Origin of the sequence: Sorlinia euscelidii (assembly GCF_036452135.1) — a bacterium.
GTDB classification, from domain to species: Bacteria; Pseudomonadota; Alphaproteobacteria; order Acetobacterales; family Acetobacteraceae; genus Sorlinia; species Sorlinia euscelidii.
In genome coordinates, this window is sequence record NZ_JAWJZZ010000010.1 from 1 (window position 1) to 10822 (window position 10822).

23 protein-coding genes and 1 pseudogene are annotated in these 10822 nt (G+C 61.9%); 14 read left to right on the top strand and 10 right to left on the bottom strand.

Annotated features, from left to right (window positions below; translation table 11 throughout):
• The 8 genes from CGLAMM_RS11140 to CGLAMM_RS11175 form a co-directional block, all read left to right on the top strand.
• A partial coding sequence (locus CGLAMM_RS11140; protein ID WP_418115699.1) for a hypothetical protein occupies positions 1–478 on the top strand: 478 nt, incomplete at its 5' end.
• The gene (locus CGLAMM_RS11145; protein WP_418115700.1) at positions 453–854 is read left to right on the top strand and encodes a hypothetical protein; all 402 of its coding nucleotides are present in this window, start codon (positions 453–455) and stop codon (positions 852–854) included. The genes CGLAMM_RS11140 and CGLAMM_RS11145, both read left to right, overlap by 26 nt.
• The gene (locus tag CGLAMM_RS11150; RefSeq protein WP_418115701.1) at positions 841–1116 is read left to right on the top strand and encodes a hypothetical protein; all 276 of its coding nucleotides are present in this window, start codon (positions 841–843) and stop codon (positions 1114–1116) included. The genes CGLAMM_RS11145 and CGLAMM_RS11150 overlap by 14 nt, the downstream gene beginning before the upstream one ends.
• A gap of 7 nt (positions 1117–1123) precedes the next feature.
• On the top strand, positions 1124–1336 hold the full coding sequence (locus tag CGLAMM_RS11155) for a hypothetical protein (RefSeq protein WP_418115702.1): 213 nt from the start codon (positions 1124–1126) through the stop codon (positions 1334–1336).
• Between the two features lie 165 nt (positions 1337–1501).
• Positions 1502–1957, top strand: coding sequence for a hypothetical protein (locus CGLAMM_RS11160; RefSeq protein WP_418115703.1), 456 nt, complete (start codon positions 1502–1504; stop codon positions 1955–1957).
• A 23-nt stretch (positions 1958–1980) separates the two neighbouring features.
• Complete coding sequence (locus CGLAMM_RS11165; protein WP_418115704.1) at positions 1981–2271, top strand: hypothetical protein; 291 nt, start codon at positions 1981–1983, stop codon at positions 2269–2271.
• A gap of 358 nt (positions 2272–2629) precedes the next feature.
• Positions 2630–3091, top strand: coding sequence for a hypothetical protein (locus CGLAMM_RS11170; RefSeq protein ID WP_418115705.1), 462 nt, complete (start codon positions 2630–2632; stop codon positions 3089–3091).
• Entirely contained in the window at positions 3088–3582 is a 495-nt protein-coding gene (locus CGLAMM_RS11175) for a hypothetical protein (protein WP_418115706.1), read from the top strand. The genes CGLAMM_RS11170 and CGLAMM_RS11175 overlap by 4 nt, the downstream gene beginning before the upstream one ends.
• A 118-nt stretch (positions 3583–3700) precedes the next feature.
• On the opposite strand, the gene CGLAMM_RS11180 is transcribed toward CGLAMM_RS11175, so the two are convergent.
• From CGLAMM_RS11180 to CGLAMM_RS11200, 5 genes are read right to left on the bottom strand one after another with little or no spacing between them, the layout of a single operon-like run.
• Complete coding sequence (locus CGLAMM_RS11180) at positions 3701–3889, bottom strand: hypothetical protein (protein WP_418115707.1); 189 nt, start codon at positions 3887–3889, stop codon at positions 3701–3703.
• A 1-nt stretch (position 3890) separates the two neighbouring features.
• Positions 3891–4379, bottom strand: a complete 489-nt coding sequence (locus tag CGLAMM_RS11185; protein ID WP_418115708.1) for a hypothetical protein — start codon at positions 4377–4379, stop codon at positions 3891–3893.
• Positions 4376–4618 carry a hypothetical protein gene (locus CGLAMM_RS11190; RefSeq protein ID WP_418115709.1) on the bottom strand — a complete coding sequence of 81 codons (243 nt, stop codon included), beginning with the start codon at positions 4616–4618 and terminating at the stop codon, positions 4376–4378. The genes CGLAMM_RS11185 and CGLAMM_RS11190 overlap by 4 nt, the downstream gene beginning before the upstream one ends.
• A gap of 42 nt (positions 4619–4660) precedes the next feature.
• Positions 4661–5134 (bottom strand): hypothetical protein, encoded by a 474-nt coding sequence (locus tag CGLAMM_RS11195; protein WP_418115710.1) that lies wholly within the window; start codon positions 5132–5134, stop codon positions 4661–4663.
• Positions 5135–5138: 4 nt separating this feature from the next.
• Positions 5139–5666, bottom strand: a complete 528-nt coding sequence (locus CGLAMM_RS11200; RefSeq protein ID WP_418115711.1) for a hypothetical protein — start codon at positions 5664–5666, stop codon at positions 5139–5141.
• 16 nt (positions 5667–5682) lie between these two features.
• Between CGLAMM_RS11200 and CGLAMM_RS11205 the strand changes: the two genes are divergently transcribed.
• Positions 5683–5832, top strand: coding sequence for a hypothetical protein (locus CGLAMM_RS11205; RefSeq protein ID WP_418115712.1), 150 nt, complete (start codon positions 5683–5685; stop codon positions 5830–5832).
• A 48-nt stretch (positions 5833–5880) separates the two neighbouring features.
• Here the strand turns inward: CGLAMM_RS11205 and CGLAMM_RS11210 are convergent, their stop codons facing one another.
• From CGLAMM_RS11210 to CGLAMM_RS11230, 5 genes are all read right to left on the bottom strand, one after another.
• Positions 5881–6168 carry a hypothetical protein gene (locus CGLAMM_RS11210; protein ID WP_418115713.1) on the bottom strand — a complete coding sequence of 96 codons (288 nt, stop codon included), beginning with the start codon at positions 6166–6168 and terminating at the stop codon, positions 5881–5883.
• Positions 6141–6557: a hypothetical protein gene (locus CGLAMM_RS11215; protein WP_418115714.1), complete on the bottom strand. Its 417-nt coding sequence runs from the start codon at positions 6555–6557 to the stop codon at positions 6141–6143. Before CGLAMM_RS11215 ends, CGLAMM_RS11210 begins: the two co-directional genes overlap by 28 nt.
• Positions 6554–6763 (bottom strand): hypothetical protein, encoded by a 210-nt coding sequence (locus CGLAMM_RS11220; protein WP_418115715.1) that lies wholly within the window; start codon positions 6761–6763, stop codon positions 6554–6556. The genes CGLAMM_RS11215 and CGLAMM_RS11220 overlap by 4 nt, the downstream gene beginning before the upstream one ends.
• 152 nt (positions 6764–6915) lie before the next feature.
• Positions 6916–7077 carry a hypothetical protein gene (locus tag CGLAMM_RS11225; protein ID WP_418115716.1) on the bottom strand — a complete coding sequence of 54 codons (162 nt, stop codon included), beginning with the start codon at positions 7075–7077 and terminating at the stop codon, positions 6916–6918.
• Positions 7078–7202: 125 nt separating this feature from the next.
• The gene (locus CGLAMM_RS11230; RefSeq protein ID WP_418115717.1) at positions 7203–7391 is read right to left on the bottom strand and encodes a hypothetical protein; all 189 of its coding nucleotides are present in this window, start codon (positions 7389–7391) and stop codon (positions 7203–7205) included.
• Between the two features lie 37 nt (positions 7392–7428).
• On the opposite strand from CGLAMM_RS11230, the gene CGLAMM_RS11235 reads away from it, so the two are divergent.
• The 5 genes and pseudogenes from CGLAMM_RS11235 to CGLAMM_RS11255 all read left to right on the top strand — a co-directional run.
• Entirely contained in the window at positions 7429–8067 is a 639-nt protein-coding gene (locus tag CGLAMM_RS11235; protein ID WP_418115718.1) for a hypothetical protein, read from the top strand.
• Positions 8068–8185: 118 nt separating this feature from the next.
• Positions 8186–8950, top strand: a complete 765-nt coding sequence (locus CGLAMM_RS11240) for a hypothetical protein (protein WP_418115719.1) — start codon at positions 8186–8188, stop codon at positions 8948–8950.
• 14 nt (positions 8951–8964) lie between these two features.
• On the top strand, positions 8965–9693 hold the full coding sequence (locus CGLAMM_RS11245; RefSeq protein ID WP_418115720.1) for a hypothetical protein: 729 nt from the start codon (positions 8965–8967) through the stop codon (positions 9691–9693).
• A gap of 4 nt (positions 9694–9697) precedes the next feature.
• Complete coding sequence (locus tag CGLAMM_RS11250) at positions 9698–10459, top strand: hypothetical protein (RefSeq protein WP_394819153.1); 762 nt, start codon at positions 9698–9700, stop codon at positions 10457–10459.
• Positions 10456–10822, top strand: a pseudogene (locus CGLAMM_RS11255) (hypothetical protein); the annotation flags it as partial. The gene CGLAMM_RS11250 and the pseudogene CGLAMM_RS11255, both read left to right, overlap by 4 nt.

Here is a 10822-nt window from a genome sequence, read left to right on the forward strand (position 1 = left end):
GGACGCTGAGCCAGAATGCCGACACCGTAAGAGCACGCTATCTGAGCGCCACCGGCGATCATCAGGGTGCGGCTCTGCTGAATTTCGAAACGTGTCGGCGGCGCAGCAGCGGCAGCAGCTTAAAACATCGTGGGAGAATTATCTCGGCGATGCTTATGCGTCGCAGAAGGCTTATATCGACCAGGCAACGGCGCTTGATAAAACCCTCGCCGCGGAGAGGCTGAACATCCAGAAGCAATATGCGGATCAGGCAAAGCAGGCGAGCCTTTCCGCGGCGCAGTCACTGACGACAAGCTTCGGCAGCCTGACAGACTATGCGCGCAGTCTGGCGACGTCGGATTATTCGCCCCTCTCATTCAGGACCAATATCAGGTCGCGAATGACAATGTCGCGAAGGATTATAACGCCGCAATGGCGGGGGATTCGGATGCGCTCGTCGCTTCCAGGGCGATATGGAAACCACCCTGCGCCTCTCTAGAAATATTGGGCTCGGCACGGGCTATGCGGATGACTTTCAGCGCCTGACAGAGATGCTGGGCGGGCTTTCAGGCGCGGATAGCGACAAACTGACCGCCAGCCTGGTCGAGAAACTTTCCAAAAGCAGGAGGACGCCATGCTGGCGCTGCGCGATAAAATGCAGGAGCTGCTACAGCAGGTTCAGCTTATCCAGGCGCAGCAGAAACAGGCCAGCAATAATGAAGCGCTGCGCCCGAGGCGCGCTGATGCGCGTGCAGCTTGTCGAACTCGACCTCATCCGCAACAAGGCGGTCCTGCCCGAGATGGCGGGCTTGAAGGCTGGAACGGTCGCCCCTGGGGGCGCTCTCCGCTTATCCGCAAGCGGTGGAAAGCTATGAGACCCTGCGATATTCCGATGCGGGTTACGTGTCGGATGATCATACGCCCTACCCACCTTACGTTATTCAAGGTTTGAGCCTCACGCGCGCACTGACCTTCTCAGCCGAGGCGCTGGCGGCAGTTACAGTGTGGGCGCGTTGGAAATCGCAAACCCTGATGGCGCGCTCTCAGGCCTTTTGCAAAGCCGTGTCAATGATCACCTCCCTGTCCGCATCCGCGCGGGCGGAAAGATTGGGACGCGGCGCGGCAGATCTGGCGTGACCGCCTTATGACGCAACCGCCCCGTCTTTGCCGGGCTCGGGCGCAACTGGCAGCCGGGCCGACCGGCTTTGAGGTGCCGCTGCTGGATGCAACTTACTGGCTTGATACAGCCATGCCCACGCGCAGTTATGGCGGCGGGGCGGTCTGGACGGGGATAAAACGTTGTCGGCCGCAGCCACCACGCCTGCGCGGCATGTGCCGCAATATCACCCCGATTTGATTGATGCCGTTAATCTTGTCTATCAGCTCTCCGACGCGGAAGCGGAGATCACAGCGGTTATGAAGGGGCTTCGGTGGGGGATCGCCTTTGGCGGGCGGGTTGATGATCTTTACGCCGCACCGCCGCGCCCGGCCATTACACCATCCAGCATTCGCCCGCGGGCACGTGGCTGCGCCTGGCACCAAACCTGTCTATGCCATCACCTCGACGCGACGGGCGCTTCCCTCCGGCGCCGCGCCGCATGGCTTGCTGAGCCTCCTCAGACAGATGCTGATTGAAGATCTGACATTGCCTGCCAACTTCATCGACCCGGGTTGGGACGCGGTTTCAGAATCTTATGACCGTCGGGGGCTGGTATTGGGATGGCGGGGAAAATGTCTCGGGCCGGGGCGTCTGCAACACGCTGCTTCCGGGTTGGGCATCAGCCTGATCCCGACACGCACCGGCACGTTGCGGCCCTTTCTGATGAGACGGGTCTGTGACGATGTGCCGGAACTGCGCTATCTCAGCGCCGATGTGATTGCCCGCATCGCCCCATGCGTCTGGATGCGTCGCTGGACCCGCCACCCTGGCGCTGGCGCGTCGGCTATGCGCATAATTTTACGCGACAGATCCATCTGAATGACCTGCATCCCCAGATCTCGGTGGACCAGCGCAATTTTATCGCTGAGTCAGACCGTGCCGCCTTATGGGTCAGCACGGCGGTCAAATCAGATTGGCGCGTCCCGTCCGACCCGCCTCTCCTGACAACCGCCCTGGCGCAGGAGAGCGATGCGGCTGCCATTGCGGATCGCCTCGGTGACGTTTGGGGCCGCCGGCGTCATATGTGGGCGATCGACGTGCCGCGCGACATGGCGACAGGATTTGAGCTGGGCGACACGGTCTTCCTCCGCGCCCCGATCCCGGCGCGGAGGATGGCGCGCGCGGCACGGTAATTGGCGAAATGTCAAACGCGCTCGACCCCACCACCACCCTTACCCTACTGGTCTGACAAAATGGAAAATTGTGGCTTTGGCTGGCAGAATTTGTTCTGATCGGCTCTCTCAGTGCGTCTTCCCAGCACGCGCAACTGCCTGTGACCAACCTTAAACTTCCACAAGGCGCAGCAAGCCTGGCCTGGCGGGCGATCGGGGACACGGTGTCGCTGGTGCTTCGTGCCGTGGGCGCATATCGCGTCGTCAGTGTGCATCGCACCAATCTGACCGCCAACGCGGTTTTGCGTGTGACGCTTTTCCGCGGCGATGTCGCGATCATTGAGGCCACCTCTGATGGGACGGCGCCGGTGAACGGGCAATGCGTGATTGTCCTCCCCGGGCCTATTCAGGCGACCAGATGCGCCTCGACATCACCGATCACGATAACCCGGATGGCTTTCTTTCCATCCCGCTCTGCTATGCGGGGCCGCTCTTTCAACCGGCCCGCAATTACGCCGCGGCCAGCACGGAAAATGTGAGCGCCACCGCGCTTGAAACCACCACCATGGCAGGGGCGGAATTTGTTGCGCCGCAATATGTGCAGCGCAGGCTGACCATCGCCCATCAGTCACTGGGTGATGACGATGTGTCCGCCCTGCGCAGCCTGCAGATTGCGGCCGCCAGCGGTGCCAATACGCTCTTTATCCCCAACCCCGGTGCGGCGCCGCAGAATGTGACAAAGGCGGCGCTTTATGGGCGGGCCGTCATGAATGAGATTTCCAACCCCTTCGGCGCGGCGGACAGGCACGCCACCACCATCGACATCAAGGAAAGATTATGAGCACGCCCAAAGTCCTCGATCTCGTCCTGGAGACGAGCACCAATCCCGGCACAGGTGCCTTCGTGCTGAATGGCGCGCCGACAGGCCGGCGCAGCTTCGCCACCGCCCTGGCGGAAGGGGGCGATGTTTATTATTACGCCGAAGACGGGTCCCAGGCCGAATGGGGCGTGGGCGCGTTGGAAGTCGGGGCCGTCAACACACTGACGCGCCAGACTATCCTGGGCAATACCAGCGCGGGGCGCAACCCGCTGAACTTCACGACAGAAGTGCGCGTCTATTCCGGCCTGCCGGGGGACCGCATTGCCCCGCTGAACGCGGACGGCACGCTCTCGCTTGCCTCCCCCGCCGAAGAGGATGACTCCGAAACCGCCCCGACCACAAAATGGACACGTAAACGCCTCGACGCGCTGGAGGCCACCGTCCGCCAGCTGGTCGAAACCCTCAAGGCCGACAGCGCCGCAGCCTACGTCAAAAAAGCCGGGATGAGATGACGGGGCACCTTACGGTGAGTGTGACCTACTCCGGCGGGCGCATCGTGAGTAAGCAGTATGATGGCGGTCTCGTCAAGCAGATGGGGCCATATCAGCAGATCGGCTCAATCACGGGCCCTTACGATATCGCACCCTCTATTGTGGCTATACGATGCTTTACGACGCCACGGGAGGCGATATCGTAAGGGCCCGTGATTGAGCCGATCTGCTGATATGGCCCCATCTGCTTGACGAGACCGCCATCATACTGCTTACTCACGATGCGCCCGCCGGAGTAGGTCACACTCACCGTAAGGTGCCCCGTCATCTCATCCCGGCTTTTTTGACGTAGGCTGCGGCGCTGTCGGCCTTGAGGGTTTCGACCAGCTGGCGGACGGTGGCCTCCAGCGCGTCGAGGCGTTTACGTGTCCATTTGTGGTCGGGGCGGTTTCGGAGTCATCCTCTTCGGCGGGGGAGGCAAGCGAGAGCGTGCCGTCCGCGTTCAGCGGGGCAATGCGGTCCCCCGGCAGGCCGGAATAGACGCGCACTTCTGTCGTGAAGTTCAGCGGGTTGCGCCCCGCGCTGGTATTGCCCAGGATAGTCTGGCGCGTCAGTGTGTTGACGGCCCCGACTTCCAACGCGCCCACGCCCCATTCGGCCTGGGACCCGTCTTCGGCGTAATAATAAACATCGCCCCCTTCCGCCAGGGCGGTGGCGAAGCTGCGCCGGCCTGTCGGCGCGCCATTCAGCACGAAGGCACCTGTGCCGGGATTGGTGCTCGTCTCCAGGACGAGATCGAGGACTTTGGGCGTGCTCATAATCTTTCCTTGATGTCGATGGTGGTGGCGTGCCTGTCCGCCGCGCCGAAGGGGTTGGAAATCTCATTCATGACGGCCCGCCCATAAAGCGCCGCCTTTGTCACATTCTGCGGCGCCGCACCGGGGTTGGGGATAAAGAGCGTATTGGCACCGCTGGCGGCCGCAATCTGCAGGCTGCGCAGGGCGGACACATCGTCATCACCCAGTGACTGATGGGCGATGGTCAGCCTGCGCTGCACATATTGCGGCGCAACAAATTCCGCCCTGCCATGGTGGTGGTTTCAAGCGCGGTGGCGCTCACATTTTCCGTGCTGGCGCGGCGTAATTGCGGGCCGGTTGAAAGAGCGGCCCCGCATAGCAGAGCGGATGGAAAGAAAGCCATCCGGGTTATCGTGATCGGTGATGTCGAGGCGCATCTGGTCGCCTGAATAGGCCCGGGGGAGGACAATCACGCATTGCCCGTTCACCGGCGCCGTCCCATCAGAGGTGGCCTCAATGATCGCGACATCGCCGCGGAAAAGCGTCACACGCAAAACCGCGTTGGCGGTCAGATTGGTGCGATGCACACTGACGACGCGATATGCGCCCACGGCACGAAGCACCAGCGACACCGTGTCCCCGATCGCCCGCCAGGCCAGGCTTGCTGCGCCTTGTGGAAGTTTAAGGTTGGTCACAGGCAGTTGCGCGTGCTGGGAAGACGCACTGAGAGAGCCGATCAGAACAAAATTCTGCCAGCCAAAGCCACAATTTTCCATTTTGTCAGACCAGTAGGGTAAGGGTGGTGGTGGGGTCGAGCGCGTTTGACATTTCGCCAATTACCGTGCCGCGCGCGCCATCCTCCGCGCCCGGGATCGGGGCGCGGAGGAAGACCGTGTCGCCCAGCTCAAATCCTGTCGCCATGTCGCGCGGCACGTCGATCGCCCACATATGACGCCGGCGGCCCCAAACGTCACCGAGGCGATCCGCAATGGCAGCCGCATCGCTCTCCTGCGCCAGGGCGGTTGTCAGGAGAGGCGGGTCGGACGGGACGCGCCAATCTGATTTGACCGCCGTGCTGACCCATAAGGCGGCACGGTCTGACTCAGCGATAAAATTGCGCTGGTCCACCGAGATCTGGGGATGCAGGTCATTCAGATGGATCTGTCGCGTAAAATTATGCGCATAGCCGACGCGCCAGCGCCAGGGTGGCGGGTCCAGCGACGCATCCAGACGCATGGGGGCGATGCGGGCAATCACATCGGCGCTGAGATAGCGCAGTTCCGGCACATCGTCACAGACCCGTCTCATCAGAAAGGGCCGCAACGTGCCGGTGCGTGTCGGGATCAGGCTGATGCCCAACCCGGAAAGCAGCGTGTTGCAGACGCCCCGGCCCGAGACATTTTCCCCGCCATCCCAATACCAGCCCCCGACGGGTCATAAGATTCTGAAACCGCGTCCCAACCCGGGTCGATGAAGTTGGCAGGCAATGTCAGATCTTCAATCAGCATCTGTCTGAGGAGGCTCAGCAAGCCATGCGGCGCGGCGCCGGAGGGGAAGCGCCCCGTCGCGTCGAGGGTGATGGCATAGACAGGTTTGGTGCCCAGGCGCAGCCACGTGCCCGCGGGCGAATGCTGGATGGTGTAATGGCCGGGCGCGGGCGGTGCGGCGTAAAGATCATCAACCCGCCCGCCAAAGGCGATCCCCCACCGAAGCCCCCTTCATAAACCGCTGTGATCTCCGCTTCCGCGTCGGAGAGCTGATAGACAAGATTAACGGCATCAATCAAAATCGGGGTGATATTGCGGCACATGCCGCGCAGGCGTGGGTGGCTGCGGCCGACAACGTTTTTATCCCCGTCCAGACCGCCCCGCCGCCATAACTGCGCGTGGGCATGGCTGTATCAAGCCAGTAAGTTGCATCCAGCAGCGGCACCTCAAAGCCGGTCGGCCCGGGCTGCCAGTTGCGCCCGAGCCCGGCAAAGACGGGGGCGGTTGCGTCATAAGGCGGGTCACGCCAGATCTGCCGCGCCGCGTCCCAATCTTTCCGCCCCGCGCGGATGCGGACAGGGAGGTGATCATTGACACGGCTTTGCAAAAGGCCTGAGAGCGCGCCATCAGGGTTTGCGATTTCCAACGCGCCCACACTGTAACTGCCGCCCAGCGCCTCGGCTGAGAAGGTCAGTGCGCGCGTGAGGCTCAAACCTTGAATAACGTAGGTGGGTAGGGCGTATGATCATCCGACACGTAACCCGCATCGGAATATCGCAGGGTCTCATAGCTTTCCACCGCTTGCGGATAAGCGGAGAGCGCCCCCCAGGGGCGACCGTTCCAGCCTTCAAGCCCCGCCATCTCGGGCAGGACCGCCTTGTTGCGGATGAGGTCGAGTTCGACAAGCTGCACGCGCATCAGGCGCGCCTCGGGCGCAGCGCTTCATTATTGCTGGCTGTTTCTGCTGCGCCTGGATAAGCTGAACCTGCTGTAGCAGCTCCTGCATTTTATCGCGCAGCGCCAGCATGGCGTCCTCCTGCTTTTGGAAAGTTTCTCGACCAGGCTGGCGGTCAGTTTGTCGCTATCCGCGCCTGAAAGCCCGCCAGCATCTCTGTCAGGCGCTGAAAGTCATCCGCATAGCCCGTGCCCGAGCCCCAATATTTCTGAGAGAGGCGCAGGGTGGTTTCCATATCGCCCTGGAAGCGACCGAGCGCATCCGAATCCCCCGCCATTGCGGCGTTATAATCCTTCGCGACATTGTCATTCGCGACCTGATATTGGTCCTGAATGGAGAGGGGCGAATAATCCGACGTCGCCAGACTGCGCGCATAGTCTGTCAGGCTGCCGAAGCTTGTCGTCAGTGACTGCGCGCGGAAAGGCTCGCCTGCTTTGCCTGATCCGCATATTGCTTCTGGATGTTCAGCCTCTCCGCGGCGAGGGTTTTATCAAGCGCCGTTGCCTGGTCGATATAAGCCTTCTGCGACGCATAAGCATCGCCGAGATAATTCTCCCACGATGTTTTAAGCTGCTGCCGCTGCTGCGCCACCGGCGATCATCAGGGTGCGGCTCTGCTGAATTTCGACGTGTCGGCGGCGCAGCAGCGGCAGCAGCTTAAAACATCGTGGGAGAATTATCTCGGCGATGCTTATGCGTCGCAGAAGGCTTATATCGACCAGGCAACGGCGCTTGATAAAACCCTCGCCGCGGAGAGGCTGAACATCCAGAAGCAATATGCGGATCAGGCAAAGCAGGCGAGCCTTTCCGCGGCGCAGTCACTGACGACAAGCTTCGGCAGCCTGACAGACTATGCGCGCAGTCTGGCGACGTCGGATTATTCGCCCCTCTCCATTCAGGACCAATATCAGGTCGCGAATGACAATGTCGCGAAGGATTATAACGCCGCAATGGCGGGGGATTCGGATGCGCTCGGTCGCTTCCAGGGCGATATGGAAACCACCCTGCGCCTCTCTCAGAAATATTGGGGCTCGGGCACGGGCTATGCGGATGACTTTCAGCGCCTGACAGAGATGCTGGGCGGGCTTTCAGGCGCGGATAGCGACAAACTGACCGCCAGCCTGGTCGAGAAACTTTCCAAAAAGCAGGAGGACGCCATGCTGGCGCTGCGCGATAAAATGCAGGAGCTGCTACAGCAGGTTCAGCTTATCCAGGCGCAGCAGAAACAGGCCAGCAATAATGAAGCGCTGCGCCCGAGGCGCGCCTGATGCGCGTGCAGCTTGTCGAACTCGACCTCATCCGCAACAAGGCGGTCCTGCCCGAGATGGCGGGGCTTGAAGGCTGGAACGGTCGCCCCTGGGGGCGCTCTCCGCTTATCCGCAAGCGGTGGAAAGCTATGAGACCCTGCGATATTCCGATGCGGGTTACGTGTCGGATGATCATACGCCCTACCCACCTTACGTTATTCAAGGTTTGAGCCTCACGCGCGCACTGACCTTCTCAGCCGAGGCGCTGGGCGGCAGTTACAGTGTGGGCGCGTTGGAAATCGCAAACCCTGATGGCGCGCTCTCAGGCCTTTTGCAAAGCCGTGTCAATGATCACCTCCCTGTCCGCATCCGCGCGGGGCGGAAAGATTGGGACGCGGCGCGGCAGATCTGGCGTGACCCGCCTTATGACGCAACCGCCCCCGTCTTTGCCGGGCTCGGGCGCAACTGGCAGCCCGGGCCGACCGGCTTTGAGGTGCCGCTGCTGGATGCAACTTACTGGCTTGATACAGCCATGCCCACGCGCAGTTATGGCGGCGGGGGCGGTCTGGACGGGGATAAAAACGTTGTCGGCCGCAGCCACCCACGCCTGCGCGGCATGTGCCGCAATATCACCCCGATTTTGATTGATGCCGTTAATCTTGTCTATCAGCTCTCCGACGCGGAAGCGGAGATCACAGCGGTTTATGAAGGGGGCTTCGGTGGGGGATCGCCTTTGGCGGGCGGGTTGATGATCTTTACGCCGCACCGCCCGCGCCCGGCCATTACACCATCCAGCATTCGCCCGCGGGCACGTGGCTGCGCCTGGGCACCAAACCTGTCTATGCCATCACCCTCGACGCGACGGGGCGCTTCCCCTCCGGCGCCGCGCCGCATGGCTTGCTGAGCCTCCTCAGACAGATGCTGATTGAAGATCTGACATTGCCTGCCAACTTCATCGACCCGGGTTGGGACGCGGTTTCAGAATCTTATGACCCGTCGGGGGGCTGGTATTGGGATGGCGGGGAAAATGTCTCGGGCCGGGGCGTCTGCAACACGCTGCTTTCCGGGTTGGGCATCAGCCTGATCCCGACACGCACCGGCACGTTGCGGCCCTTTCTGATGAGACGGGTCTGTGACGATGTGCCGGAACTGCGCTATCTCAGCGCCGATGTGATTGCCCGCATCGCCCCCATGCGTCTGGATGCGTCGCTGGACCCGCCACCCTGGCGCTGGCGCGTCGGCTATGCGCATAATTTTACGCGACAGATCCATCTGAATGACCTGCATCCCCAGATCTCGGTGGACCAGCGCAATTTTATCGCTGAGTCAGACCGTGCCGCCTTATGGGTCAGCACGGCGGTCAAATCAGATTGGCGCGTCCCGTCCGACCCGCCTCTCCTGACAACCGCCCTGGCGCAGGAGAGCGATGCGGCTGCCATTGCGGATCGCCTCGGTGACGTTTGGGGCCGCCGGCGTCATATGTGGGCGATCGACGTGCCGCGCGACATGGCGACAGGATTTGAGCTGGGCGACACGGTCTTCCTCCGCGCCCCGATCCCGGGCGCGGAGGATGGCGCGCGCGGCACGGTAATTGGCGAAATGTCAAACGCGCTCGACCCCACCACCACCCTTACCCTACTGGTCTGACAAAATGGAAAATTGTGGCTTTGGCTGGCAGAATTTTGTTCTGATCGGCTCTCTCAGTGCGTCTTCCCAGCACGCGCAACTGCCTGTGACCAACCTTAAACTTCCACAAGGCGCAGCAAGCCTGGCCTGGCGGGCGATCGGGGACACGGTGTCGCTGGTGCTTCGTGCCGTGGGCGCATATCGCGTCGTCAGTGTGCATCGCACCAATCTGACCGCCAACGCGGTTTTGCGTGTGACGCTTTTCCGCGGCGATGTCGCGATCATTGAGGCCACCTCTGATGGGACGGCGCCGGTGAACGGGCAATGCGTGATTGTCCTCCCCCGGGCCTATTCAGGCGACCAGATGCGCCTCGACATCACCGATCACGATAACCCGGATGGCTTTCTTTCCATCCCGCTCTGCTATGCGGGGCCGCTCTTTCAACCGGCCCGCAATTACGCCGCGGCCAGCACGGAAAATGTGAGCGCCACCGCGCTTGAAACCACCACCATGGCAGGGGCGGAATTTGTTGCGCCGCAATATGTGCAGCGCAGGCTGACCATCGCCCATCAGTCACTGGGTGATGACGATGTGTCCGCCCTGCGCAGCCTGCAGATTGCGGCCGCCAGCGGTGCCAATACGCTCTTTATCCCCAACCCCGGTGCGGCGCCGCAGAATGTGACAAAGGCGGCGCTTTATGGGCGGGCCGTCATGAATGAGATTTCCAACCCCTTCGGCGCGGCGGACAGGCACGCCACCACCATCGACATCAAGGAAAGATTATGAGCACGCCCAAAGTCCTCGATCTCGTCCTGGAGACGAGCACCAATCCCGGCACAGGTGCCTTCGTGCTGAATGGCGCGCCGACAGGCCGGCGCAGCTTCGCCACCGCCCTGGCGGAAGGGGGCGATGTTTATTATTACGCCGAAGACGGGTCCCAGGCCGAATGGGGCGTGGGCGCGTTGGAAGTCGGGGCCGTCAACACACTGACGCGCCAGACTATCCTGGGCAATACCAGCGCGGGGCGCAACCCGCTGAACTTCACGACAGAAGTGCGCGTCTATTCCGGCCTGCCGGGGGACCGCATTGCCCCGCTGAACGCGGACGGCACGCTCTCGCTTGCCTCCCCCGCCGAAGAGGATGACTCCG